Annotated in this window: 17 protein-coding genes; 10 read left to right on the top strand and 7 right to left on the bottom strand. The window is 57.0% G+C overall.

Annotated elements, in window-relative coordinates:
• The first annotated feature begins 13 nt into the window (after positions 1-13).
• Positions 14-1,534 carry a lipopolysaccharide biosynthesis protein gene (locus AABA21_RS29635; RefSeq protein WP_338255789.1) on the top strand — a complete coding sequence of 507 codons (1,521 nt, stop codon included), beginning with the start codon at positions 14-16 and terminating at the stop codon, positions 1,532-1,534.
• 53 nt (positions 1,535-1,587) lie between these two features.
• Positions 1,588-3,057 carry a cellulase family glycosylhydrolase gene (locus tag AABA21_RS29640; protein WP_338255791.1) on the top strand — a complete coding sequence of 490 codons (1,470 nt, stop codon included), beginning with the start codon at positions 1,588-1,590 and terminating at the stop codon, positions 3,055-3,057.
• On the opposite strand, the gene AABA21_RS29645 is transcribed toward AABA21_RS29640, so the two are convergent.
• Positions 3,013-5,079 (bottom strand): PAS domain-containing protein, encoded by a 2,067-nt coding sequence (locus AABA21_RS29645; RefSeq protein WP_338255793.1) that lies wholly within the window; start codon positions 5,077-5,079, stop codon positions 3,013-3,015. The genes AABA21_RS29640 and AABA21_RS29645 overlap by 45 nt on opposite strands.
• Positions 5,080-5,396: 317 nt before the next feature.
• On the opposite strand from AABA21_RS29645, the gene AABA21_RS29650 reads away from it, so the two are divergent.
• Entirely contained in the window at positions 5,397-6,251 is an 855-nt protein-coding gene (locus AABA21_RS29650; protein WP_338255795.1) for a class I SAM-dependent methyltransferase, read from the top strand.
• A 138-nt stretch (positions 6,252-6,389) separates the two neighbouring features.
• Here the strand turns inward: AABA21_RS29650 and AABA21_RS29655 are convergent, their stop codons facing one another.
• The 6 genes from AABA21_RS29655 to AABA21_RS29680 all read right to left on the bottom strand — a co-directional run bounded on the left by AABA21_RS29655 (position 6,390) and on the right by AABA21_RS29680 (position 14,311).
• Positions 6,390-6,722, bottom strand: a complete 333-nt coding sequence (locus AABA21_RS29655; protein ID WP_338255797.1) for a hypothetical protein — start codon at positions 6,720-6,722, stop codon at positions 6,390-6,392.
• Between the two features lie 124 nt (positions 6,723-6,846).
• Positions 6,847-9,078 carry an amylo-alpha-1,6-glucosidase gene (locus AABA21_RS29660; RefSeq protein ID WP_338255799.1) on the bottom strand — a complete coding sequence of 744 codons (2,232 nt, stop codon included), beginning with the start codon at positions 9,076-9,078 and terminating at the stop codon, positions 6,847-6,849.
• A gap of 309 nt (positions 9,079-9,387) precedes the next feature.
• Positions 9,388-10,269 (bottom strand): SMP-30/gluconolactonase/LRE family protein, encoded by an 882-nt coding sequence (locus tag AABA21_RS29665; RefSeq protein WP_338255801.1) that lies wholly within the window; start codon positions 10,267-10,269, stop codon positions 9,388-9,390.
• A 36-nt stretch (positions 10,270-10,305) separates the two neighbouring features.
• Entirely contained in the window at positions 10,306-11,631 is a 1,326-nt protein-coding gene (locus AABA21_RS29670) for an NAD(P)/FAD-dependent oxidoreductase (RefSeq protein WP_338255804.1), read from the bottom strand.
• Positions 11,632-11,672: 41 nt separating this feature from the next.
• Positions 11,673-13,529 (bottom strand): glycoside hydrolase family 15 protein, encoded by a 1,857-nt coding sequence (locus tag AABA21_RS29675; protein WP_338255806.1) that lies wholly within the window; start codon positions 13,527-13,529, stop codon positions 11,673-11,675.
• An 11-nt stretch (positions 13,530-13,540) separates the two neighbouring features.
• Positions 13,541-14,311 carry an SDR family oxidoreductase gene (locus tag AABA21_RS29680; RefSeq protein WP_338255808.1) on the bottom strand — a complete coding sequence of 257 codons (771 nt, stop codon included), beginning with the start codon at positions 14,309-14,311 and terminating at the stop codon, positions 13,541-13,543.
• Positions 14,312-14,802: 491 nt separating this feature from the next.
• Between AABA21_RS29680 and AABA21_RS29685 the strand changes: the two genes are divergently transcribed.
• The 7 genes from AABA21_RS29685 (at position 14,803) to AABA21_RS29715 (ending at position 25,641) form a co-directional block, all read left to right on the top strand.
• Positions 14,803-16,593, top strand: coding sequence for a thiamine pyrophosphate-requiring protein (locus AABA21_RS29685; RefSeq protein WP_338255810.1), 1,791 nt, complete (start codon positions 14,803-14,805; stop codon positions 16,591-16,593).
• 25 nt (positions 16,594-16,618) lie between these two features.
• Positions 16,619-17,734, top strand: a complete 1,116-nt coding sequence (locus tag AABA21_RS29690) for an enolase C-terminal domain-like protein (RefSeq protein ID WP_338255812.1) — start codon at positions 16,619-16,621, stop codon at positions 17,732-17,734.
• 147 nt (positions 17,735-17,881) lie between these two features.
• Entirely contained in the window at positions 17,882-20,935 is a 3,054-nt protein-coding gene (locus AABA21_RS29695) for an FAD-binding and (Fe-S)-binding domain-containing protein (protein ID WP_420917230.1), read from the top strand.
• A 20-nt stretch (positions 20,936-20,955) separates the two neighbouring features.
• Entirely contained in the window at positions 20,956-21,993 is a 1,038-nt protein-coding gene (locus AABA21_RS29700) for a hypothetical protein (protein WP_338255816.1), read from the top strand.
• Complete coding sequence (locus AABA21_RS29705; protein WP_338255821.1) at positions 21,993-22,799, top strand: gluconate 2-dehydrogenase subunit 3 family protein; 807 nt, start codon at positions 21,993-21,995, stop codon at positions 22,797-22,799. The genes AABA21_RS29700 and AABA21_RS29705 overlap by 1 nt, the downstream gene beginning before the upstream one ends.
• A 34-nt stretch (positions 22,800-22,833) precedes the next feature.
• A complete protein-coding gene (locus tag AABA21_RS29710) occupies positions 22,834-24,573 on the top strand; it encodes a GMC family oxidoreductase (RefSeq protein WP_338255823.1) in 1,740 nt (579 codons plus the stop codon).
• Between the two features lie 60 nt (positions 24,574-24,633).
• Positions 24,634-25,641, top strand: a complete 1,008-nt coding sequence (locus tag AABA21_RS29715; protein WP_338255824.1) for an SDR family oxidoreductase — start codon at positions 24,634-24,636, stop codon at positions 25,639-25,641.
• Positions 25,642-25,723 lie beyond the last annotated feature (82 nt).

Below are 25,723 nucleotides of genomic sequence, written 5' to 3' on the forward strand. Positions count from 1 at the left end.
AAGGAGGCCGGTGATGTTGAAGTTTTTCATCCATTGGTTGAAAGCCAATAGCGTTATTCTATTAAACGCCAGTTCACTGATTGGCGCGACTGCCATTACTTCTGGATTGGGCTTTATCTACTGGTGGATTGCGGCTCGTCAGTTTCCCCCTGAAGCTATTGGAATGGCATCAGCATCTATATCAGCGGTAATGCTGCTGGGCACGATGAGTATGTTCGGACTGGGGACACTGTTGATTACGGAACTGCCGCGCAATCCCAGGGAAGCTGGCTCGATAATGAGTACCGCTCTACTGGTGGTTGGATTGCTGGGTACACTGGTGGGAGGCGTTTTTGCATTGATCGCTTCCCATTCCTCTGCTGGTTTCCAGCCACTGGGTGCCAGTCCCATAGATACACTCACATTTGCGGTCGGCGTCGGTTTCTTCGCGGTAACGCTGGTACTTGATCAGGCACTCATTGGTCTGCTGAGGGGAGGCTTGCAGTTCTGGCGCAACACCATTTTTGCTATCTTGAAACTGGCCGCCCTCTTAGTCGCTTATCTATGGCCCTCTCATCAACCGGGCATGAAGATCTATGCAACATGGATGGTGAGCAGCGGATTGTCTCTAGCGTTGTTTGCTGTGAATGTGGTGCTGAAGAAAAACTGGAGAAGTAAAAATTATTGGCCGCGCTGGCAGATCTTGCGTAAGTTAGGACTGCCCGCAATTCAGCATCATATGTTGAACTTAACCTTGCTTGCTCCGACGCAACTTCTTCCAATAGTTGTCACCTTTATGTTGTCCGCGCGCATGAATGCGTGGTTCTATGTTGCATGGATGATTGCCAGCGTTCTCTTTATTGTACCCGGAGCACTTACGACCGTATTGCATGCAATTAATGCTGCGCAGCAGACGACCCTGGCCCGCAAGGCGCGCGTGACCATCGGGATTGCTCTCCTGGTGGCGTTGCTGGCGAACCTGGTTATTCTGATAGGTGCGCAACAGATATTGGGCATCTTCGGCAAAGAGTATGCCAATGAAGCTGCCTGGTGCCTGCGTATTCTGGCCCTGACAGCCTTTCCCTTGACGATAAAGAATCACTATATATCAATATGCCGTATTCAAGATCGCATAATGACGGCAATGATAGCTATGATCCCCGGCGGATTGCTGGAGCTGGGAGCCGCGGCACTCGGTGCGTATACCTATGGCCTGCTGGGATTGAGCCTTGGTTGGGTCCTGGCGATCGGCGTTGAGTCCGTTTTTATGCTCCCCACCGTCTATAAAGTTATTCGCCCCGCACAGCCATATCTGGCTCGTGTGCAGAGCGCGAAGACGATCATCCAGCCAGGAAATGTATGGAAGGTAGAAACAATACCGCTTCCAAGAATGGATACGCTGGAAAGCCTCTGGCTGACAAAAACAGTTCCTCTGCCCGTGATGCCACGTGGTTATTCCAAAGATGCCGGACATTCCAACGATGTGAGGCATTCTTTATCATTCAGGGTGAACCTGGTTGCAGATCCAAACGTTACAGAAGAAGGGGTGGTATAATGGGATTGATATGTTCTTTTGTGGAGAAGAAATAAATAGAAACATAAAGTGTTGTGGGAATATATAAAAGGTTTCTCAATGCCTATTGGAATGCGCGTGTTGTTTATGGGTGCATTGTTCTTTTAATGGCGTTGGGTAGCGATTTTGTTATGTGTGGATGTAATCTACAATCTACCGCTGTGACAAAAGGCGCATATCAAACAGGAACATTCATTACGCGCTCTGATTCTATGCTCCAATTAAACGGTAAACCGTTCCGTTTTGCTGGAGCTAATATTTACTGGCTTGGCTTACAGGAAAAAAATGGGAATGCCATTTATCCCAGCCATTTTCAGGTAGATGATGCCCTGGCAACCGCGTCAGCTATGGGAGCGACGGTGATACGTAGCCATACTCTTGGTATCTCAACTGGCTGTAATCTTTGTATTGAACCTCATCTTGGTTCGTTTCAACAGACCGCTTTTCAGCATATCGACTATGCTATTCAGGAAGCGGGAAAGTATCACCTGAAGCTGATTATTCCGCTGACCGATAACTGGCACTATTATCATGGTGGAAAGCATAATTTTACTGATTGGCGTGGTGTTAACGAAGATCAATTTTACGCTGATAGCCAGGTGGTCGATGACTTTAAGCAATATATCAGCATGCTCCTCAATCATGTAAATAACTATACCGGGATTGCTTACAAAGATGATCCCACAATCCTTGGATGGGAAACCGGGAATGAACTAAGCGCACCTCCCATTTGGGTGCAAAATATAGCGGAATATATTAAGAGCATCGATAAGAATCATCTCATTGTTGATGGAAATTATGAATGGGATACCAATTCATCCAATTTTTTAGCTGATTTACAAATTGGCTCCATTGATATCTATACAGGTCACTATTATCCTCCCAGTTCCAGTGCCCTCCAGGTGCAATCTCAACAGGCTATACAGGCAAAGAAAGTGTTCATGGTTGGTGAATTTGATTGGAATACCAATGATGGAAGCTCTCTGGCCGATTTCCTCCCCGCAGTAGAACATAGTGGGATCGCGGGAGACTTGTACTGGTCGCTCTGGCCTCATGCGGATACCTATGGTTTCGTGCCACAAAACGAACATTTTACCTTGCATTATCCAGGAGAGACCCCGGATGAGCAGAGACGAGCAAGCATGCTACGTACACATGCTTATGCCATGCAGGGTTTGTCACCGCCCCAACCAGATATGCCAAAACAACCTTACATCACGAATTTTCAAGATAGTACCCTTTATTGGCGTGGCGCTGTTGGCGCGTATACCTATACGATTGAGAGATCTACACAAAGCTCGAATGGACCATGGACAGTTCTATGTACCCATTGTGCCGCCTATGGAGTGCCCTGGATGGATGCAACACATCCATCTGGTACCAGCTGGTATCGGGTGAAAGGAGTGTCCCTTTCAGGATATGATGGTCCCTATTCGAATCCCTATCAGGTCACAACGGACTCAACTTCTAGCGCCTGGTACGGTCAGGGTGAAGCAGAAGGTTGAGCCGGTGCCTTTGTCGCTTTCGGCCCAGATCCGGCCGCCGTGGCGCTGGATGATCTCGGAGGAGATGTAGAGGCCGAGGCCGAGACCGGGGTAGGTGTCTTCGTATACGCCGCTTTCGCGGAAGAAGCGTTCGAAGACGTGGGGGAGCTTATCAGTGGCGATGCCGATGCCGAAGTCCTGTACGCAGAACTGGATCTCGCGCGAGGTGCGTGAGGAGGTTACGATCACCTCCTTTTTGTGGGGTGAATATTTGATGGCGTTGGTGAGCAGGTTGGTGATGACCTGCCCGATGCGTTCCCGGTCACCGTAGATGGTGGTGTTGGTGGCGCCTTCGCGCAGGATGCTGTGCGCGGTAGTCTGCTGGATCTCTTCAATGATCTCTTCGACCAGCTCATCGAAGGCGAATTCGGCTTCGTGTAAGTTAAGCTTGCCTGTGTCGAGCCTGGTTACGTTGAGCAGATCGCTGATGAGGAAGGTCAATTTCTTCATCTGGGTGTTCATTTTGGCGAGCAGGGCGGCGTTTCTTTCGTCACCGTCCTTGCGGAAGCGGCGCTCGATCAATTCGGCGAAGGCCTTGGTCGAGGTAATCGGCGTTTTGAGCTCGTGACTGACGATGTTCAAGAAATGGCTTTTTTGCTGGTCGAGCTGCTTCATCTGCTCTATGTCTGTCTTGGTGCCGTACCAACGGAGAATGTTGTTGTTTTCGTCGCGGGTCGGCGTTCCTCTGACCAGATGCCAGCGATACGTGCCATCATTCATCAAGAGGCGTGCCTCGTGTTCAAATGCATTGCCCGTTTGTTTGGCCTGGTCCCAGTCGCGTAGAATCAGTAGCCTGTCGTCGGGATGTATGAGCGCCTGCCAGTCGTAGATGCCATCCTCGCTTCTGGACAGCTCGGTGTAATTCTGCAGTTGGTCGTTAAAAAAGTCGATGGACCCATCGGCGCGGGCCGACCATGCCAGCTGGGGTATGGAGTGCGCCAGGGCATGCAGATGTTCCTGGCTCTCTTCCGCTTTTTGACGTGCGCGAATGATGTCCGTGACCTCATAGGCGTAGACAAGCACACCGTCTACCTTTCCGGCGGCATCGCGGGAAGGTTGATAGACAAAGTTAAAGTACACCTCCTCTAACGTACCGTTCCCTTTACGATCAAGGTAGACTTGCGCCTCATTGCCCACGACGGGCTCACCCGTCTGATACACGCTATCGAGTAGTTTAAGAAATCCCTGTGGTTCGATCTCTGGGATGACTTCACGCACGGTTTTGCCGACGACGGATCGACGACCTTTGCTGATAAAGCTCATAGTCCGCGGATTGGCAAGCGCGAAAACATGGTTTGGTCCGCGCAAAATGGCGATGGCGGCGGGCGCCTGCATAAACAGGTCGTGCAGTCGTTTACGTTCGGCCAGGACCAGCCGCTCGGATGCGTACAGGGCCTTCTCTATCTGTTTGCGCTCCGAGATGTCTTCTGTGATACCTATGAAGGCGCATATCGATCCGTTTGTGGCGTATTCTGGATGGATGCGTGAGCGTTGCCAGTGCCCATTATCAAAAAATTCAAGCTGCTGCGCCTCGCGCGTCGAGAGTACTCGCTGGCAGATGGCTTCAAAGCGATCATAGATGTCTTCAGAAAGGCCCATCTCACGCGCCGTTTTACCCAGCCATGCCTGGGGAGGCTGGCCTGTGACGCGCTCAATCGCGGGACTGATGTACAGGTGGCGCAGCTGGAGGTCCAGCCGAAAGAAGACATCGGGCAGGTGCTCCAGGATCGCCGTGGCGGCGGTCCTTTCTTCACTATCCAGGAACAGAGACGAGACAGGTGCCCTTACATGCAAGCTTGCGGATCGACGTGGTTGCGACTCCTGACCCTGTAGAAAAAGGTCGAAGTCCTGTTGACGGATACGATATCCCTCATCTTCCAACGTCAGGGCTGGCAGTTTACCTTGTTCTATCCAGTGGCATACCGCCTGCACATTGACGTCAAGCCGCTGGGCAATCTCTTCCGCAGTGAGGTACTCCTTCATAGCCTCGTCTTCTCTCTGCTCTCGTCGCCTGGTGAATACATTTCCGGTGAGCGGACCTTGTATTCTGAGGGGAGTCTGGTTACTTCTGTTCTAATCATGATACATATTGTATTCAGCCGGAATATGCTCTTAAAAGTGTAACTGTTTTTACAGCATAACACTGGTTGGAGTCGATGTGCAAGCGGAACAATAGTTTCCAGGAGGGCTGAGGATGAGGTGCAGTAATAAACTGGAGGAGGACTTGTGTGTGTCGCTACTGCCATGTATAACTGGATTAATCCAGGTAGAGAAACAAAGAACATAGGAGAGAGATATATATGTTGGATTATTTGCGCTTCACCTGTGATCTGGAGCAGCCGTTAATCGCCTCGGCGATCGATGAGTGCTCGCTCTGGGCATCCAGATTTGGCTCCCTGCTGCTGGACAATCTGGAACTGCATGCCGATCTGCACATTCTGGACCTGGCATGCGGGACTGGCTTTCCGCTGTTTGAGCTGGCCCATATGTATGGTGCCTCGTGCCGGGTGACTGGGGTCGATAACTGGAAGGGTGGTATCGAGCGCGCTCGGGCAAAACTGGACGTCTACCAGTTGCCCAATGTGCAGATTATTGAGGCGGATGCTGCCCATCTTCCCTTTCCTGCCGAGAGCTTCGACCTGATCACATCCAACCTCGGCATCAACAATTTTGCTGATCCCGCGGCCGTTCTGGCGGAATGCTTCCGCGTCGGCAGGCCGGGGGCCCACCTTGCGCTGACGACGAATCCCATTGGACACATGCGCGAGTTTTATGCGGTATTCCGAAGTATACTGGAAGAGCAGCACAGGGACCGCTACCTGGAACGATTAGCGCGGAACGAGGCCCATCGGGGCTCAAAGGAGGCCCTGATCGAGCTAATGGAGCGTGGTGGTTTTCGTATAGTAAAGATTAAAGAAGAGCGGTTTCAGCTTCGTTACCTCAATGGGGGGACCATGCTCAATCATTTCTTGACGAAGATTGGCTTCCTGGGTGGCTGGCGACGGGTGATTGAGCCCGAGGATGAAGCGCCGATTTTTACGGAGCTTGAGCGTAGGCTCAATCAGCTCGTGGAGGCTCAAGGCGAGTTGCGCATGACCATTCCTATGCTTTACCTGGAGGCGGAAAGGTCTGATACGCGCCCTTCTTTGTCTTGAACACTTATCCCGCGAGCCGATTGCATGCGCTGGACCAGGTATGAGAACATCAATGCTCCTGGTCCACTTTCCCCGTGTCATCTGGATCTCTCATCAGTGCGCGCCGTTCAGATGGAGATGGAAGGCGCGTGTTGCCGGTCACAGGGAGATTGCCCCCGTGGACGCCGAGACTGGTCCCTCGTATTGCTGTGACAGCCGCTTGTCATCGGCCGGATCACCACCATGTTTGGGATTGGTGCTCGCCTGGCGCTGCGTGGCCGCCAGCTGCTGCTGCATATCATTGAATATCGGCTTATCTCGCTCGGCCTCTGAGCTTGCAGATTGGTTATAGGTATCTACCTGCGGCGGATAGGCCGAGCCTGTGGTGTACGACTTTCCTTCGGGATCGTATAGATTGCTCTGCTTATTATATTTGCGCGCCTGCTCTGGATCATAACTATCGTTATCGTAGCGTTCGTCTTCTACTGGCATGAGCTATATAGTCCTTCCTATATCTACCATCAGTGGTTCTCTTTTAAAAGGCCCCTGACGTTCATTCGTTACCCTGGTATTCACGTACTGGCCTTCTAAAAGAGAACATCTTTCCCCAGGATGCTCACGCGTGATCGGTCTCCTGGCCATCCTCACCCGTAACCTGAATCATATCCTCTTGCGCGGTGCCGTGATCGGCCTGCACCTCCGTGACCTCCCAGTGTGACTGCTCTCCCTGACGCCAGAAGCGCAGCGTGATGGAGCAGGGTCCAACGCGCAGGCGGTGGAGTGTGATGTCGGGCAGCCAGTGGGGAAGTGTGGGATGCACATAGAGGCGTTTGTGCGGCGCGTCTGCGCGCAGTCCCAGGATGGTGCGTAGCATGTGGAAGATGCTGCCGGTGGCCCAGGCCTGGGGTATATTGGCGCCCGCCGGATAGAGAATGGGAAAGTCTATCTCACCGGCGCGCTGCACGCCCGCGAACACCTCCGGTGGCCGGTAGCCGTCAAAGCGCTCGATGGCATCGAAGATGCCACGGATCACGTGATTGGCTTCCTGCGCCAATCCGTAGCGTTTGAAGCCGTCGGCGATGATCCCATTGTCCTGCGGCCAGATGGAGCCGCGCTGATAGGCGAAGGGATTGTACGCCGCGTTGTCGCGCGAGAGGGTGCGGATGCCCCAGCCGCTCCACATATCCTCCCGCAGGAGCCGGCGCGCGGTGCGCTCGGCCTTGTCTTGATCGGCGATGCCGCTCCAGAGGCACTGACCGGCGTTGGAGGCGATCGAGGTAATCTGCTTCTTATCGGGATCGAGCCCGAAGGCGAAGCAGCCCTCATTCTCCATCCAGAACGTCTTATTGAAGCGTCGCTTGAGCGTCTCGGCCTCTTGCTGGAGCGTCTGCGCCCGCTCCTGATCGCCAAGGGCCGCGAATACCTCGGCCATGCGTGTCTTGGCGTCATAGACGTAGCCCTGCAGCTCGCAGAGTCCTTTGGGCTGCTTTACCGGCGTTCCATCGGCGTAGACAACGGCATCGACCGCGTCTTTCCAGCTGACGTTGTTATAGTGGTACGGCGAGAAGCTCTTGTATTCCTGGAAGCCATCACCGTCGAGATCGCCATAGTGATCGATCCAGTGCAGGCACTTTTCGGTCACCTCGCGATATGTTTTGAGCAGCTCGACGTCCCCGGTCCAGCGGTAGGTTTCCGACAGGATAATGAGATAGAGGATGGTGGCGTCGGCGGTAGCGTAGAAGGGGGTGAACGGGACCTTGTGGAAGTGCGCCAGCTCGCCGAAGCGGATCTCATGCATGATCTTGCCGGGCTGGGCGTCGCGCTCATCGTCGCGCTCCTGCGCCTGGTATTCTGCCAGCCGTTTGAGGGCGCCGCGCGCGAATCCCTCCGCCACCGCCATGTTCTGGTACGAGACGGTCAGGCTATCACGGCCAAAGAGGGTGACAAACCAGGGCACGCCCGCCGCCGGTACCCAGGCCTCATCGGAGACGTCCATATCGTAGATGCGTAGCGCCCCCATATCCTCCACCGCCTGCTGATACATGCGATAGATATGGTGGTTGGACGTTGTAACCTCTGTGCAGTTCTCCTGCCAGCGCTGCTGTCGCTGCTCAAAATCGTTGCTCTGTTCGTGTCCCGATGTCAGCAGGGCCTGCGTGGCGTTCATGTCCCTCGTGGATTGGCTGCAAGTTCCGGGGGCGGGCTTCCGCACGTGTTGCCCATGTTCAAGTATCATTTCGCAGCAGGTATGCCAGCGTTGATTAGGTGCCAGGGCTATCTCAATGCGCAGGCGCCCATTCGCATAGCCCACTGGCATGTCACTGAGGATACGGTAGCGCATCGCGCGATGGAAATCTTTATTATCATAGGTGGTGTAGAGCTGCCTGCTCTGGGCATCCCATTGCGTCTGCTCGCGACCACGCTGAATGATATGTTTGGATTTTACCTCGAACAGATCGGCGAAGTCGGAGCGCATGGATAGTTCAAATATGAAGTGAATAGATTTGCCCGTATAGTTGGCGATATCTATGTCCTCATGAATCCCTTCATGCACAATCCGGTTGATGGTGATGCGCAGGGTCTGCTCATCGATGATCCCGCCCTCCGTCTCGATGCGTGGGTTGGTCAGGTGATAGCGCGCGGCATAGAACGTCAGCTGGCTTGAATTGATAACCTGCAATGGTACCTGGTTGATATACATGCGGTAAAAGCTCAGGAAGCGCGTATCGATGGCGTATACTCCCTGGTCTGTACTCGACATGATCTCGCCCGCCTGGGTCGTGACCATAAAGGTACGGCCCTGGCTGATGGTGATGGTAGGTGGACCTACCCGTATTTCGACTGTCATCCTGCTGTTCCTCCATAAGCCCGTAAGCCAAAGAAAAACGACCCCAGTACGTGCGGGGCTTGCCCCCGCTTCTTTGCATCCCAAAAGGAAAGGCACCTCAAAGCGATCAAGGACGGTTGCATGCGATGCACCACATGCTGTTTGTTGCTTGTTCGCGCGGCGAGCAAGCAAGCGGGGGCAAGCCCCGCACGTACTCTCGTCTCTTTTCTTGTTGCTTGCTCTAAAATTGAAAGTATTTGGGGCAAGCCCGGCACCTGCGACGATGATAACGATCATGAGCCGAAAGGAGCCCGGCATCCACAATGACGATTATCCGGCGAAGGGGCGCCGAGCTACGCCTTTGATGTCGGTTTGTAGATAGAAAAGGTCACCGCTCTGGGGAGACTGGCGGCGCTGCTCCGCGTTCAGTTCATTCCATGCGGTGGTAATGTAGAGCTCGTTCATATCCTTGCCGCCGAATGCGCAGCTGGTTGGATGCGGTACCGGCACCGAAACTTCTCGTTCGATCTTGCCGCTGGGATCGTAGCGGATGATCTTCCAACCGTTGTAGCGGACGCTCCAGAGGAAACCCTCGCTATCGATGGTCAGGCCATCGGGGACGCCCGGCTCGCCATGGGTCTGCACGAAGGGACGCCGGTGCTCGATGGCGCCTGTCTCTGGATCGAAGTCGTAGGCGTAGATAACCTGCTGCGGCGAATCGGTCAGATACAGGATGCGGTTGTCCGGGCTCCAGACCAGTCCATTTGGCATCCCCAGGCCCTCGTCCATCATATGGAGTGAACCGTCGGGATCGAGGCGGTAGAGGGCGCATTGTGGGGTCGGACAGGTATCGGGCGGATCGCACATCGATCCTGCCCAGAAGCGTCCCTTGATATCGATATTGCCATCATTGAAGCGCCGGTTGGCCTGGCCCTGTAAAGGATTGGCAACAATGGTCAGCTCCTCTGCCCTGTCATCCCAGCAGGCCAGTCCCTCATCGGTGGCCATGACCTGTCCCCCTCCGCTGCGCGGTGCCATCACGCCTATCTGCGCGCCAACGTTGAAGGTTTCGTACTGCTTTGTGCGCGTGTCCATGCGGAAGAAGCGTTTTTGTTTGATATCGAGCCAGTAGAGCTTCTGCTGATCCGCGTTCCAGAACGATCCTTCCCCCAGTTGATTCGTCATGGTCAAAAAATGCTCTGCCTGTAGCATCGCTGGTGGATCCTTTCTATCATTGTGTCTCTTTGCTCAGGGTTGCCGTACGTCATTTTCGGGCAAGATGATGCGCGTGCCTCGTTGAAACGTGATGTATGTCCAGGCGTATTCGAGAAGCACAAGGATGCGATTGCGAAATCCAATCAGGAAGAAGATGTGCACCAGGAGCCACGCCAGCCAGGCGAGGAGACCGCTAAAGCGAAGCGGGCCGATGTCGACGATGCCGAAACCTCGCCCGACCGTGGCCAGGGTCCCCTTATCAAAGTAGTGGAACGGTGACCGACCGGCGGTGCCTCCTGTAGTACGGCTGGCGATGACGGAGGCCACATATTTCCCTTCCTGTATGGCTACCGGTGCCAGACCGGGAAGGTGCTTCCCATTTTGGGTGACCAGCGCCGTATCGCCGATCACAAAGATGTTGCTGTGACCCGGAACGCTCAGATTCGACTGGACCTTGACGCGTCCGTCGTGATCAACGTCGGCATGCAGCCACTCGCCCGCCGGTGATGCCTTGACCCCCGCGGTCCAGATGATGTTTTCGGTGGCCAGGTGTTCATCCCCGACCATCACGCCATCTTCGCGCACCTCCTTCACGTGCTCACCGGTCTTGATCTCGACCCCCATCTGTTGCAGTTGCTTGCTGGCCCGCTGAGCCAGTGTGGCCGGGAAGCCGGGAAGAATCCTATCAGGGCCCTGGACCAGTATGATACGTGTCATGCTGAGATCGATGTGGCGGAAATTGCATTTGAGCGATTGATGGGCCAGCTCGGCGATGGCACCGGCCAGCTCGACGCCTGTGGGACCCCCTCCTACCAGCACAAAGGTTAACAGGGCTTTGCGCTTCTGTTCATCTGGCTCTCGTTCCGCCGCTTCAAAGGCCGAGAGGACCGTGCGCCGGACCGCCAGGGCATCGTTGACGGATTTGAGCCCTGGTGCCAGTTGCTGCCATTCCGGGTGGCCAAAGTAGTTGCTGGTCGCTCCCGTTGCCAGCACGAGGTAGTCATAGTGTACCGCCTGCCGATCGCCCAGCAAGACCTGTTGTTCATCCAGGTCTATCCCTGTGACCTCGGCCATCAGGGTGCCCGTGTTATTCTGCTTTTCCAGGATGGCGCGGATCGGGTTGCTGATATCGGACGGCGAGAGGCCCGCAGTGGCAACCTGGTAGAGCATGGGCTGAAACAGGTGAAAGTTATGCCTGTCGATGATGGTGACGTGAACGGGCTGCCTGCCCAGTTCTTTGGCGACCTGCAGACCTCCGAATCCGCCCCCTACGATAACGACATGCGGGGTCGTGGTCGGCTTCTGCTGCTGCGTTGGTGCGACCTCCGATGAATTAACCTGTCGCGTCTGTGTATCCATAAATCTTTCGATCCTTTCACTTCCTACATCTGCCCTGAGTTTTAATCATAGAGGTTTTGCGAGGTGGGGTGCGCGTGTCCGAGATGGATGTTGAGCGCCTTATCCAGGTGATAGCAGGCGGTGATCAGCGCGAGATGGGTGAAGGCCTGGGGATAGTTGCCCAGCGCTACGCCTGCGGGACTGATCTCTTCGGCATACAGGCCGACGTGGTTGCTGTATGAGAGCAGCTTCTCCAGGCGCAGGCGTGCCTCATCGAGCTTGCCCGCGCGCGCCAGGTCTTCTACCAGCCAGAAGCTACAGGCGCTAAAGGTCCCTTCTTGCCCCTCCAAGCCATCATCCGCCGCACCCTGCGAGTAGCGCTTCACCAGGGAGCCCTCGCTGAGCTGACGCTTGATGCGCTCGATGGTGGAGAGCATGCGCGGCTCCCTGGTCCCGGTGAAATTGGTGATCATCAAGAGTAGGGCGCTGGCATCAACGGCATCGCTCCCATAATATTGCACGAAGCTCTGCTCCTTCTCGTTCCATGCCTCATCCATGATCTGCTCGTAGATCTGGGAGCGGATCTCCACCCATTTCTCGGTCGGAGCGGGCCAGCCGCGATCGCGTGTGATACGAATGGCGCGGTCAAAGGCCACCCAGCTCATCAGGCGCGAGTGCAGGAAGTGTTTGGGGCCCCCACGCACCTCCCAGATCCCCTCGTCGGGCTCCTGCCAATGCTCCGCCAGCCAGTCGAGAAGGTTGCGCACATGGAGCCACAGATCATAGCTGATCGCCTCGTGGTTATTGAAGATAAAGATGGCATCCATCATTTCGCCATAGATGTCGAGCTGCGTCTGCTTATATGCCCCATTGCCAACGCGCACGGGACGGCTCTGCCGGTATCCCTCCAGGTGGTCGAGGGTGATCTCGGTCAGCTTCTGCTCGCCATCGATGCCGTACATTGGCTGGAGCGTGCCGCCGTCGTTCAACTGGTGACAGCGGTCATCCAGCCAGCCCATGAACGCTTCCGCCTCCTGGGTCAGACCGAGGGTGAGCAGGCTATAGAGCGAGAACGAGGCATCGCGGATCCATGTGTAGCGATAGTCCCAGTTGCGCTCTCCTCCAATCGATTCCGGCAGGCTGGTGGTGGCCGCCGCCACGATCGCGCCTGTGGGCGCGTAGGTGAGCAATTTCAGGACGAGGGCCGAGCGCTGCACCATCTCGCGCCAGCGCCCCTGATACTTGCACTGCGAGAGCCAGTTCTGCCAGTAGTGCGATGTTTGATGAAAGGCTTTCTGGTAGGCTTTCTCTGAGATCGGTTGCGGCTCCTGCTTGCCGTCCTGGCTGCTCTCCAGCAGAAAATGCAGGGTTTCATTTTTATGGAGCGTAAACGTGGCTTTGACGCCGCCCTGCTCATTTTGCTCAAGTGCGACCGGCGAGGAAAGCCTAAGGTGGAAGTCCTGATGCAGGAAGGTGGCCCCGCTCTCTGACATCTCGACTCGATGCTCATCTCGCGCGTAATTAAAGGCCGGTTGGCAGGTGAGCGTGAACGAGAGCGACCCGTGGACCATCGTCACGGACCGGATAATTTTGTGATCGCGCGTGGGGGTGCCTACCTCTTTGATCGGCATGAAGTCCGTCACCTCGGCCACACCGTCCTGGCTGAGAAAGCGTGTGAGCAGGATATTGGTTTCTGGCAGATACAATTGCTGACACCTGACGTCTGACATATCAGTTGGGGAGATGCGGAAAAAGCCTCCTTTTTTCGCATCCAGCAGAGCGCCAAAAACGCTTGGCGCGTCAAAGCGTGGCAGGCAGCACCAGTCAATGGAGCCATTCTTGCCCACCAGCGCCACCGTGTGCAAGTTTCCTATCAGCGCGTAATCTTCAATTGGTAGATATTTCTGTTCTTCTGACATACCACTCTCCCCTATAGCCCACCGGTATTGCGCATGAGTCCACCATCGATGAAGAAGGTCGCGCCCGTGACATAGGAGGCGGCATCTGAGGCCAGGTAGAGGGCCATCTGCGCGACCTCCTCTGGTTGCGCCATACGATGTAAGGGGATCTCTTTCAGCAACGCTCCCATCTTCTCCGGGTCCGCCTCAACGTCCCTATCGATTGGTGTATGCACGGCGCCGGGACCGATATTGTTGACGGTAATGTTGTGGGGGGCCAGTTCAAGGCAGACCGTGCGTGTCAGCATGCGCATGCCGCCTTTAGCGCAGCAGTAGGGAACGTTGCCGGGCATCGGCAAGTCTTCGTGGACAGAGGAGATGTTAATGATGCGGCCCGCGGTCTTCTGTTTGATCATCTCGCGTGCGGCCAACTGCGCGCCGAAAAAAGCGCCTTTGAGGTCGACGCCCAGAACACGATCAAAATGCTCCTCCGTTTCATCCAGAAACGGGCTGTGGATCTCCATACCCGCGTTGTTGACCATGATATCAATATGCTGAAACTGCTCAATTGTGTGCTGAATGAGCCCGGCGACCTGTTGATACTGTGAGACATCCGCCTGTATGATGATCGCTTTGCCATTATTCTTCTTAATGGTCTGCAGGGCCTCTTCCGCTTTATCCTGCGCATGAGCATAGTTGATAACGACGGTTGCCCCTTCTTTCGCGAATTGAATGGCGATGGCCCGGCCAATGCCACTATCGGAACCGGTCACAACGGCGACTTTTTGATCTAGCTGTCCCATATAGGTATCCTTTCGTCTGTTCAAGCATATATTTATTCAGAATATGTCTTACTTTCATCTAGAGCGGGGCACATGAGCGCCCCCATATGCGCGTCCGCTGCACGGCTGCACCGGTTATGGTAGTTGGTGCGTCGGAGGCGCCTCCGCCCCCGACGCACCAACTACCATATGCCCTTGAGCACCACAGGTGCGAAAACACAGGTAGACCGCAATCATTACTTCGTCTGGCTATGGTAGTAACTGGTTTATTGAAAGTGTAATAAGCGATGGTAAGGAAATGGTAAAAAAGAGAGACCCCCAGAATATCGATTTGAATCCTGATTCCCCGCTCTTAAAGACTCTGCAATAATTTTTACCAAGTTATAACCAAATGCTTCTACACTGATTTCTAGCAACGCAATGAGAAGTGAACAGTCAATCATTGTCAGTATAGATCTGATGCCTGTTTATGCTGTAGAGCCCTGTATTAGCAGGAGAAGGAAGAGAAAGAAATGAGTACGACCGTTAGTGATTTTCTACTAGAGCGCCTCGCGGAATGGGGTGTCAGGCGTATTTATGGGTATCCTGGTGATGGCATCAATGGTATTCTAGGAGGATTGGAGCGCCACCAGGAGCTTTTTGAATTTGTACAGGTACGTCATGAAGAGATGGCGGCCTTTATGGCGACCGCGCATACCAAGTTTACCGACGAGGTCGGTGTCTGCCTGGCTACTTCGGGTCCGGGCGCGATCCACCTTCTTAATGGTCTCTATGACGCGAAGATGGACCATCGTCCCGTGGTAGCGATCGTGGGCCAGGCGGCGCGCGCCGCCATCGGTGGCAATTACCAGCAAGAGGTCGATCTGCAGACCCTGTTTAAGGATGTGGCCGGTGAGTACGTCTATACCGCCTCAAGCCCGGTGCAGATTCGCCAGTTAGTTGATCGCGCCATGCGCATCGCGATGGCCGAGCGCACCGTGACCTGCATCATTATCCCCAAAGATGTACAGGAACTGGATGCCGTTGAGAAGCCACCACACGCCCACAATACCGTGCATACCGGCACCGGCTATTCAACCCCGCGTGTCGTGCCTACGGAAGAAGATCTCAAGAGGGCCGCCGCGGTCTTAAAAGCGGGGAAGAAGGTGGCGATCCTGGTCGGCGCGGGAGCCAAGCATGCGACCGATGAGGTCATCCAGGTGGCGGACCTGCTCGGCTGCGGTATAGCCAAAGCCCTGCTGGGCAAGCAGGTGGTCCCCGATGATCTCCCCTTCGTCACCGGCTGTATCGGTCTGCTGGGAACCAAGCCCAGCTACGATATGATGATGGAATGCGACACCCTGTTCATGATCGGGTCGACCTTCCCCTATGGCGAGTTTCTGCCGAAGGAGGGACAGGCCCGTGGCATCCAGATCGATATCGATGGTCGCAACCTCAGCCTGCGCTATCCGATGGAGGTCAACCTGATCGGTGATAGCACCGAGACGCTGCGCGCCCTCATCCCATACCTCGAACGCAAAGAGGACCGCTCGTGGCGCGAGAAGATCGAGAAGGGCTATCACGATTGGTGGAAGGTGGTTGAGGCGCGCTGCATGGAGAGTGCCGATCCGCTCAACCCCGAGCTCGTCTTCTGGGAACTCTCCAAACGCCTGCCGGACAATTGTATCCTGAGCGGAGACGCCGGTACCGCCACCAACTGGTATGGGCGCATCATCAAGATGCGCCGTGGCATGCAGGGCTCCCTCTCCGGTAGCCTGGCCACGATGGGCGCGGCTGTCCCCTACGCCATCGCCGCCAAGTTTGCCTATCCCGATCGCGTGCCGATAGCTCTAACCGGAGATGGCGCCATGCAGATGAACGGCCTGAACGAGATGCTCACCGTCGCCAAGTACTGGAAGCGCTGGAGCGATCCTCGCCTCATTTTCCTGGTGCTCAATAACCGTGACCTCAACCAGGTGACCTGGGAGATGCGCATCGAGGCGGGCAACGCCAAGTTAGAGTCCACGCAGGACCTGCCGGACTTCCCCTACGCGTCCTACGCCGATTCGATTGGCCTCAAGGGTATTCGCGTCGATCGACCGGAGGATGTTGCCTCGGCCTGGGATGCCGCCCTCTCCGCCGATCGGCCGGTGATCTTCGAGGCCTATACCTCCGGGAACGTGGCCACGCTGCCGCCGCACATCACCTTTGAGCAGGCCAAGAACTATACATCCGCGCTCCTCAAGAATGATCCCGAAGAGGGTGGGATCATCAAGGAGTCCATCAAGGGCGTAGTTGAAGGTATCGTGCCACATCGTGGCTAGACCGTAAGAAAGCAGGTGTAGGATTATGGCTAGCACGAAATTTGGTGACAACGGCGTCGCCATTGAACGGCTCGAAGTCTCGGCCTACACGGTGCCAACCGACTCTCCGGAGTCGGATGGCACCTATGTGTGGGATAAAACAACGATCGTCATTGTGGAGGCCTACGGTGGTGGCAAGCATGGACTTGGCTACACCTATGCCGATACATCGACGGCCACCCTGATCAAGACGATGCTCACCCGTATCGTTGAGGGACGCGATGCTATGAATGTCTCTGGCTGCTGGGCCGCCATGGTCGAAGCCATTCGCAACCTGGGACGTCCCGGCATCGCCTCGATGGCTATCTCCGCCGTTGATAGCGCCCTGTGGGATCTCAAGGCGCGGCTGTTGGATCTGCCGCTGGTCTCCCTGCTGGGTGGGGTACGCGATGCCGCGCCGATCTATGGTAGCGGCGGCTTTACCGCGTATTCGCGTGAGCAGCTGCAGGCTCAGCTTGGTGGATGGGCCGCGTCCGGCATCCCGCGTGTCAAGATGAAGATTGGCCGCCAGCCCAACGCAGATCCGCTGCGCGTGGCACAGGCGCGTGAGGCTATTGGCCCGGATACAGAGCTGTTCGTGGATGCCAATGGAGCTTACAGCCGCAAAGAGGCGCTCGCCCTGGCCGAGATCTTCGCGTCCCAATATGGTGTCACCTGGTTTGAGGAGCCGGTCTCTTCCGACGACCTGGAGGGACTGCATCTCCTGCGCGATCGCGCGCCAGCGGGTATGGATATCGCAGCCGGCGAGTACGGCTACGATCTCTGGTACTTCCGCCGCATGCTTGAGGCCAACGCCGTGGATGTGTTGCAGGCCGATGCCACACGCTGTGGAGGTATTACCGGTTTCCTGAATGCCGCCATCCTCTGTGAGGCACGCTCGCTTGAGCTTTCTTCGCACTGTGGGCCGGCTCTGCACATCCATGCCTGTTGCGCCGTCCAGAATTTCCGCCATATGGAATACTTCCATGACCACGTGCGCATCGAGCATCTCTTCTTTGATGGTGTTCCTGAACCGGTGAAGGGCGCGTTACATCCTGACCTTACCCGACCGGGCATGGGTCTTGATTTCAAGCGCTCCGACGCCGAGAAGTACGCCGTGTAGCGGACCGGCCTGGATGGTGAGAAGGGAGGCGTGATACATACTTCCCACGGCAACTCTGAGAGAGAGGATGATTCAGTGAAACATGTAGTGGTTCTCAATGAAAATGCACATACACATGTGAAGAACAGCAACGTGCATAGTGTGCCCATGACGAGCATGGTGGTTGACGTGGAGGCGCTAGAGCGCGATCTACGCCAGCAGGTGCGCGGCGAGGTTCGCTTTGACGAGGGGAGCAGGGGACTGTATACGACCGATGCCTCGAACTATCGCCAGGTGCCGATCGGCGTGGTGATCCCGCGGGATAAAGACGACGTGGTGGCAACGGTGGCGGCCTGCCGGGCATACAACGTGCCGGTCCTGGCGCGTGGAGGAGGCACCAGCCTCGCGGGCCAGTGCTGTAACGTCGCGGTCGTGATCGACATGTCAAAGTACATGAACGGGATCATCGAGATGGATCCCGAGCGACGGCGCGCGCGCGTGCAGCCGGGAATCATCCTCGACCATCTGCGCCAGGCGGCTGAAGAGCATCATCTCACCTTTGGTCCTGATCCGGCTACCCACAATCACTGCACCCTTGGAGGGATGATTGGCAACAATTCGTGTGGAACCCACGCCTTGATGGCGGGCAAGACCTCCGACAACATCGATGAGCTAGAGATCCTGACGTATGATGGTCTGCGCATGCGCGTGGGCAAGACGAGCGATGAGGAGCTTGAGCGCATCATCAGGGAGGGTGGCAGGCGCGGTGAGATCTACGCACGGCTCAAAGCTCTGCGCGACACCTACGCCGATCTGATCCGCGAACGCTATCCAGACATTCCGCGTCGCGTCTCCGGCTTCAATCTCGACGAACTGCTGCCAGAAAACGGCTTCAACGTGGCGGGCGCGCTGGTCGGCAGCGAGTCCACCTGCGCCGTGGTGCTGGAAGCAACGACTCGTCTTGTCGAGAGTCCTCCGGTACGCACACTGGTGGTCCTTGGCTATGCAGATATTTATAGCGGCTGCGACCGCATCCCCGAACTGCTCAAGCATCACCCCATCGGCCTGGAAGGCTTCGATGATGGCCTCATCAGTGACATGAGAAAGAAGGGTATGCACCCTGATGAGATCGCCCTTTTTCCCGAAGGACGAGGCTGGCTGCTGGTGGAATTTGGCGGGCAGGATAAAGAAGACGCGGGCAAGCAGGCACGGGCGCTGGTCGATGAACTGAAAGAGAAAAAACACGCGCCAGATATCAAGATCTATGATAATCCTGCAGATCAGCAGAAGATCTGGTCGGTGCGCGAGGCCGCCCTTGGGGTGACCGCGCTGGTGCCCGGCGAAAAAGCACGCTGGGCGGGCTGGGAGGACTCGGCCGTGCCGCCGGATAAGCTGGGAGACTACCTGCGTGACCTGCGCAAGCTGCTGGATGGCTATCAGTATAGCGCCAGTTTCTATGGGCACTTCGGTCAGGGATGCCTGCATACCCGCATCGATTTCGAGCTGGATACGCATGAAGGGATTCAAAAATTTCGTGCCTTCATCAATGACGCGGCCGATCTCGTAGTGCGCTACGGCGGCTCGCTGTCGGGGGAGCACGGTGATGGACAGGCGCGCGCAGAGTTCACCACCAAAATGTTTGGCAATGAGCTCATCGATGCCTTTCGTGAGTTCAAGTCTATCTGGGACCCAGCGTGGAAGCTGAATCCGGGCAAGATGGTGAATGCCTATCGAGTCGATGAGAATCTGCGCCAGGGGACCAACTATCAGCCGCTGCCGGTCAAGACACACTTTCAGTTTCCAGACGATGGGGGGAGCTTCGCCAGCGCCACCCTGCGCTGCGTTGGCGTCGGCAAGTGTCGCCGCATCGAGGGTGGCACCATGTGCCCCAGCTTTATGGTGACGCGTGAAGAAAAGGATACCACGCGCGGACGCGCCCGCCTGCTCTTTGAAATGCTGCAGGGCGATCCTGTCACCAGGGGATGGCGCAACGAGAAGGTCAAAGAGGCGCTCGACCTCTGCCTGGCCTGTAAAGGCTGCAAGGGAGACTGCCCGGTCAACGTCGATATGGCGACCTACAAGGCGGAGTTCCTCTCACACTACTACCAGGGGAGATTGCGTCCCCTGACCGGCTATTCCATGGGCCTGATCTACTGGTGGGCGCGGCTCGCCTCGCTCATGCCTGGCCTGGTCAACTTTGTGACCCACGCGCCCGTTCTCAGCGGCCTTGCAAAGACGATGGGCGGCTTCGCGCCACAGCGACGCATCCCTACCTTTGCCCCACAAACATTTAAGCAATGGTTCCAGCGACACGACACGCGCAATCAAGGCGGCCCACAGGTGATCCTATGGCCCGACACCTTCAATAATTATCTCAAGCCGGAGACGGCCATGGCCGCCGTCGAGGTGCTGGAAGCGGCCGGCCACCAGGTCATCGTGCCGCAGCGATCGCTCTGCTGCGGTCGCCCGCTCTATGATTATGGCTTTCTTGACCAGGCGAAGCATCTGCTGCGGCAGATCCTGGACACGCTTGGACCGCAGATTGAAGCGGGCACCCCCGTCGTGGTATTGGAGCCGAGCTGTGCCGCCGTCTTTCGCGACGAACTGAAGAATCTCTTCCCGCATGATGAGAACGCGAAGCGGCTCAGCCAGCAGACGTTCCTGCTCAGCGAGTTCCTTGAACAGAAGAGCAAGGACTACCAGCTGCCGCAACTGTCACAGCAGGCCGTTGTGCATGGACACTGTCATCACAAGGCCATCATGAAGATGAATGACGAGGAGGCCGTGCTCTCGCGGCTAGGACTCGACTTCCAGGTGCTCGACTCGGGCTGCTGTGGAATGGCCGGTGCCTTTGGTTTCGAAAAAGATCACTACGATATCTCGATCAAAGCGGGCGAGCGCGTGCTGCTGCCAGCTGTGCGTAAGGCCGATAAAGACACCATCATTATCGCCGATGGCTTTAGCTGCCGTGAGCAGATCGAGCAGACCACGGATCGCAAGGCACTGCACCTGGCAGAGGTGCTGCAGATGGCGCTCCGTCAGCAGCAGCAAAAGATCTCTGGCGACTATCCAGAGAGGCAATACAAGCGCGAACTGCACAGCCGTGAGGCGCAGGCAGTCCCGGCGCGGCGCGGGACGGTGCTTCTGGGCGCGGGGATCATGGGCGCCATCGCCATCCTCGCCTGGAGGCTGTTGTCACAGCGCCGCTTAGCAGTGAAATGAACAAAATGAGGAAATAGTATATGGCTCTAACGAAAACTGCATCTCCAATCAAAGATCTGGTTGAGGCCCCGCCCATACCCTTTGTAAAAGGGAAAGCGCATCGCTCGGGCCTGCGGAATCTGCTACCGCGCGCGATTACCCATGAAGGAATCGTGCTCGACCAGCATATCCGTGAGGGACGCTTCCAGCGCAGTCTGTCGCTGATCACGGCGTTCTCCAGTGTGCTGGCCGGCCTTGAGGTGACCTACGAGCATTATCGGGGGAGCTATGGTCAGCAGATCATGTATACACCGGTTATCATCAGTCCTATTCTGGCCGTCGCTGGCGTATGGGGCGCGTTGAATCGGCGTGTGGCCCGTACGGTCTTGCCGATCGTCTCGCTCTTTACCATGCTTGATGGCGTGGTCGGCTTCTACTTTCATGTGCGTGGCGTGGCGCGCAAGCCTGGGGGATGGCGCATCCCTATCTTTAACGTCATCATGGGACCGCCGGTGTTCGCGCCCCTGCTGTTCGCGATCAGCGGTTTTCTGGGCTTGATCGCCTCACTGCTGCGCCGTGAAGACGATCCCGCACACACCTCGCTGCCAGGGATGCCGCGTCCACGCGCGGGCTGGCTGCCGCGCAAACTGGTCAGGGAAGGCATCGTCTTCGAGCAAGATGTACGCGAGGGCCGCTTCCAGCGTGTGCTGGGCGTGGCCACCGCCGTCTCGGCCTTTTTCAGTGGCATCGAGGCCCTCTATTCACACTACAAAAACAACTTCAGCTATCGGGTCCAGTGGACGCCCGTCCTGCTGACTCCCGTATTGATGATCGCGGGCATCGGGACGGTGTGGAGCCGCACGATGGCGCGCACATTGCTGCCGCTGGCCTCGATTCTGGCCCTGCTCAATGGTGGCATCGGCTTCCTCTATCACGTGCGCGGAGTGGTGCGCCGCCCTGGAGGACTCAAGAAGCCTTTCTATAACATCGTCTATGGCCCTCCCATCTTCGCGCCACTGCTGTTCGCAGCATCCGGCTTCCTGGGTGTTCTGGCCAGTCTCTTAAGGAGGGCAGACTAATGAAGATCCGCGACAACGCCCGTAAGGACGAGCAGCAGCGGGATGCAGGGCGCGACCGCTGGCCTGTAGATGGCACGACCGGTCACCCCCTGGAGCCACGGGCGCAGCCCGGCTATTATCCCGGCTACCATACCCTGAGCCAGCAGGCATTCTGGGATGAGGCGACGCGCAAGGTCGTGCTGGCCCGCGTGCATGACGTGCCACCCATCCGTTTCTTCTCGCCGGAGGAGGCCCGGTTGATGCAGGCCATCTGTGACCGCCTGCTCCCGCAGGATGATCGCGACGAGGCGCACCGGATACCGGTGGTCAACTACATCGATACCAGGCTCTATCACAGGCGTATCGATGGTTACCGCTACGAAGACATGCCTCCGGATCACGAGGCGCACCGCCTGGGACTGCAGGCGATCGAGACCATTGCCCGGCATATGTATGACCGGTCCTTTGCCGATCTGGGCCAGGGCGAGCAGGACGCGGTCCTTCAGACCATCCACGACGTCAATCCGCCCGCCGCCCAGGATATCTGGCAGCGCATGTCGGTGCAGCGCTTCTGGATGCTGCTGATGCAGGATGTGGTCGATGCCTACTATGCCCATCCCTATGCCTGGGACGAGATCGGCTTTGGGGGTCCCGCCTATCCACGCGGCTACATGCGCCTGGAGGGTGGCAAGCCCGAGCCATGGGAGGTGGAGGAGCAGCGCTATGAGTGGCGTGCGCCCGATGAGGCCCTTTCCGATACCTATCGGCCAGTAGGTGGCCCCGGTGGTCATAAGCAACAGCCTTCAGGTCAGGAAGGCACACACTAAAGAGCCTGAAGAATGGATGGAGAGAGAATAGTTTATGAAGAAGCCAATTTTAGGAGCATTTGAGGGGCCGAAGCCTGGAAAGCATATGCTGGGGCCGGTCCAAAAAATAGATTTTCCTATGCACCATTTTGCTCCCGATGAAGAGGTTGATGTTTGTATCGTGGGTGTGGGGTCAGCGGGAGGTGTTTTGATCCAGCGCCTGGCCCGTGCAGGATTCCGTGTCGTCGGCATGGAGGCGGGCCCCTTCTGGGAGACGGAGCGCGACTGGGTCAGCGACGAGGCCGGGTCGTCAAAGCTGTACTGGAATGACCTGCGCATCACGGGTGGCAAAGATCCGATCACACTGGGCGCCAATAACAGCGGCCACGGCGTCGGCGGTGGCTCGGTTCACTGGGCCGGTTTTACGCCGCGCTTCCATCCGTCCGACTTTCATGTGTTATCGTCCGACGGTATGGGGGCCGACTGGCCTATCTCTTACGAGGAGCTCAAGCCATATTATGAACTGCTGGAGGCCGAGATCCCTGTTTCCGGACCTGCTTACTATCCCTGGGGCGATCCACACGGCTATATCTATGGACCCCATCCCCTGGGTGGTGTGGGCGATGTCCTGGTCAAAGGCTGCACGAAACTGGGCATCCCTGTTGTAGCTGGAGGCCCCGTCGCTATCCTGGCCGGCTCGCATGGTGATCGCCAGCACTGCATCTACCGTGGGTTCTGTATTCAGGGTTGTAAGGTGGGCGCCAAGCAGAGCACCTTGATCAGCCACGTGCCCGATGCCATCCGCCATGGGGCCGAGATTCGCGCCAACTGCATGGTCTCGCGCATCAACATGAAGAACGGACGCACCACCGGAGTCACCTACTTTGATCCCGATGGGCATGAGCGCGAGCTCAAGGCGAAGGTAGTCATCGTCTCTGGCTACGCCATCGAGACGCCCCGTCTGCTCCTGAACTCTGCCTGTCCCGGTTTCGAGCAGGGTCTGGCCAACTCCAGTGGGACCGTCGGCAAATACCTGATGGTGCAGATCGGCAACGTTGTGCTGGGCCGCTTTGAAGATCCCATTCGCATGTACAAGGCGCCGCCCGCGCACGCGCTGACCGAGGAGTTCTATGAGACCAATCCCAAAAACGACTTTATTCGCGGCTTCGCCATTCAGACGGTGGGTCCTCTTCCTATCGCCTTTGCCAAGCAGATGCTGGTGGCCAAGGGAGCCTGGGGCTGGGGCATGCGCCGCGTCATGATGGATTACAACCACTGGGCCGCTCTGGGCGTGCTGGGCGAGATCCTGCCCTGGGAAGACAATCGCGTGGAACTGGCCGATGAGACCGATCAGTTCGGTCTGCGCGTCGCCAAAGTGACCTTTAACCTGCACGACAACGATAAGAAGATCGCGCAAGCCGGGGTGAAGAAGACCACCGAGGTGATGCAGGCGGCCGGCGCGCAGGAAGTGGTGCAGGAGTCGCGCTACGCCCACCTGGTCGGCGGTGCGCGCATGGGGAGCGACCCCAGCACATCGGTGGCGAACAGCTTTGGCCGCACCCATGATATCCCCAACCTGTTTGTCTGCGATGGCAGCCTGCTGCCCACGCAGGGCTCGGCCAATCCGGGACTCACCATCCAGGCGCTCGCCGCCAGGACCGCCGACTACCTGATCTCGAATGCCGGTGACGTCCTGTCCTCCCATCCCGAGCGAATTTCGGTAACCGATCCACCAGTAAGGCGGAATCTCTCGCCGGCGGGCACGGCCAATAAAGGTGTGCCGCGTCTCGTGTAGATGGGTTTATCCCAGAGCCAGAGATTGAGGTTTGGAACAGATAGAAGGAGAGAATGTGAGATGCAAGCACAGAAAGCAGAAGTTGTTGTGGTGACCGGGGCATCGGCGGGTGTTGGCCGCGCTATTGTGCAGGCCTTCGCCCGGCGCGGCGCCCATATCGGGCTGCTGGCCCGTGGCCATGAGGGACTGGAGGGGGCGAAGAAAGATGTCGAGCGCATGGGGGGCAAAGCACTGGTCTTGCCGACCGATGTGGCCAACGCCGAGCAGGTGGAGGCCGCGGCCTCCAAAGTCGAAGAAACCTTTGGCCCCATCGATGTCTGGATCAATGTCGCTATGGCCTCGGTCTTTTCACCGGCAAAGGAGATGAAGCCGGAGGAATATAAACGCGTCACCGAGGTGACCTACCTGGGACAGGTCTATGGCACGCTGGCGGCCCTGCACCGCATGCTGCCACGCGATCAAGGGAGGATCATCCAGGTCGGCTCGGCGCTGTCCTATCGCGGTATCCCTCTGCAGTCGGCCTACTGTGGCGCCAAGCACGCCATTCAGGGCTTCACCGAATCGGTGCGCGCCGAGCTGATCCATGACAAGAGCAACGTCAAGATCACCATGGTGCAGCTTCCCGCCGTCAATACACCACAGTTCAGCTGGGTCAAGAGCCGTCTGCCGCGCAAAGCGCAGCCCGTTCCACCCATCTACCAGCCGGAAGTGATCGCCGACGCGGTCACCTGGGTGACCGATCATTATCGTCGCCAGCTCTTTATCGGGCTCTCCACGGTCATCGTCATTCAGGGCAACAAGCTCGCCCCCGGCTATGGTGATCGCTACCTCGGCAAGACAGGTTTCAACTCGCAGCAGACCAGCCAGCGCGAAGATCCCGACCGCCCCAACAATCTCTGGGCGCCCGTTGATGAGGACCGCGACCATGGGGCGCACGGGGCATTTGACGCCCAGGCCAGGGATCGCAGCTTGCAGCTATGGGCGGATACCCATCGTGGCCTGCTCGCCCTTGGCGGAGCCGCCCTGGCGAGCCTTGTCGGTGTCGCCCTCTTCGGGAAAAATCGATGAAACCAGAGGTGTGCGGTTTTCGTGACGACTTTAGATGAAATACCGTAATACGATGCAAATTAGAGCGAGGAGCCGTACGTGC

It is taken from the genome of Dictyobacter halimunensis (genome assembly GCF_036245075.1).

Excerpts from the sequence above, each read along its gene's own strand:
- AABA21_RS29635 (WP_338255789.1), top strand. The coding sequence starts at position 14 with ATGTTGAAGTTTTTCATCCATTGGTTGAAAGCCAATAGCGTTATTCTA.
- AABA21_RS29645 (WP_338255793.1), bottom strand. The coding sequence starts at position 5,079 with ATGAAGGAGTACCTCACTGCGGAAGAGATTGCCCAGCGGCTTGACGTC.
- AABA21_RS29650 (WP_338255795.1), top strand. The coding sequence starts at position 5,397 with ATGTTGGATTATTTGCGCTTCACCTGTGATCTGGAGCAGCCGTTAATC.
- AABA21_RS29655 (WP_338255797.1), bottom strand. The coding sequence starts at position 6,722 with ATGCCAGTAGAAGACGAACGCTACGATAACGATAGTTATGATCCAGAG.
- AABA21_RS29660 (WP_338255799.1), bottom strand. The coding sequence starts at position 9,078 with ATGACAGTCGAAATACGGGTAGGTCCACCTACCATCACCATCAGCCAG.
- AABA21_RS29665 (WP_338255801.1), bottom strand. The coding sequence starts at position 10,269 with ATGCTACAGGCAGAGCATTTTTTGACCATGACGAATCAACTGGGGGAA.
- AABA21_RS29670 (WP_338255804.1), bottom strand. The coding sequence starts at position 11,631 with ATGGATACACAGACGCGACAGGTTAATTCATCGGAGGTCGCACCAACG.
- AABA21_RS29675 (WP_338255806.1), bottom strand. The coding sequence starts at position 13,529 with ATGTCAGAAGAACAGAAATATCTACCAATTGAAGATTACGCGCTGATA.
- AABA21_RS29680 (WP_338255808.1), bottom strand. The coding sequence starts at position 14,311 with ATGGGACAGCTAGATCAAAAAGTCGCCGTTGTGACCGGTTCCGATAGT.
- AABA21_RS29685 (WP_338255810.1), top strand. The coding sequence starts at position 14,803 with ATGAGTACGACCGTTAGTGATTTTCTACTAGAGCGCCTCGCGGAATGG.
- AABA21_RS29690 (WP_338255812.1), top strand. The coding sequence starts at position 16,619 with ATGGCTAGCACGAAATTTGGTGACAACGGCGTCGCCATTGAACGGCTC.
- AABA21_RS29695 (WP_420917230.1), top strand. The coding sequence starts at position 17,882 with ATGACGAGCATGGTGGTTGACGTGGAGGCGCTAGAGCGCGATCTACGC.
- AABA21_RS29700 (WP_338255816.1), top strand. The coding sequence starts at position 20,956 with ATGGCTCTAACGAAAACTGCATCTCCAATCAAAGATCTGGTTGAGGCC.
- AABA21_RS29705 (WP_338255821.1), top strand. The coding sequence starts at position 21,993 with ATGAAGATCCGCGACAACGCCCGTAAGGACGAGCAGCAGCGGGATGCA.
- AABA21_RS29710 (WP_338255823.1), top strand. The coding sequence starts at position 22,834 with ATGAAGAAGCCAATTTTAGGAGCATTTGAGGGGCCGAAGCCTGGAAAG.
- AABA21_RS29715 (WP_338255824.1), top strand. The coding sequence starts at position 24,634 with ATGCAAGCACAGAAAGCAGAAGTTGTTGTGGTGACCGGGGCATCGGCG.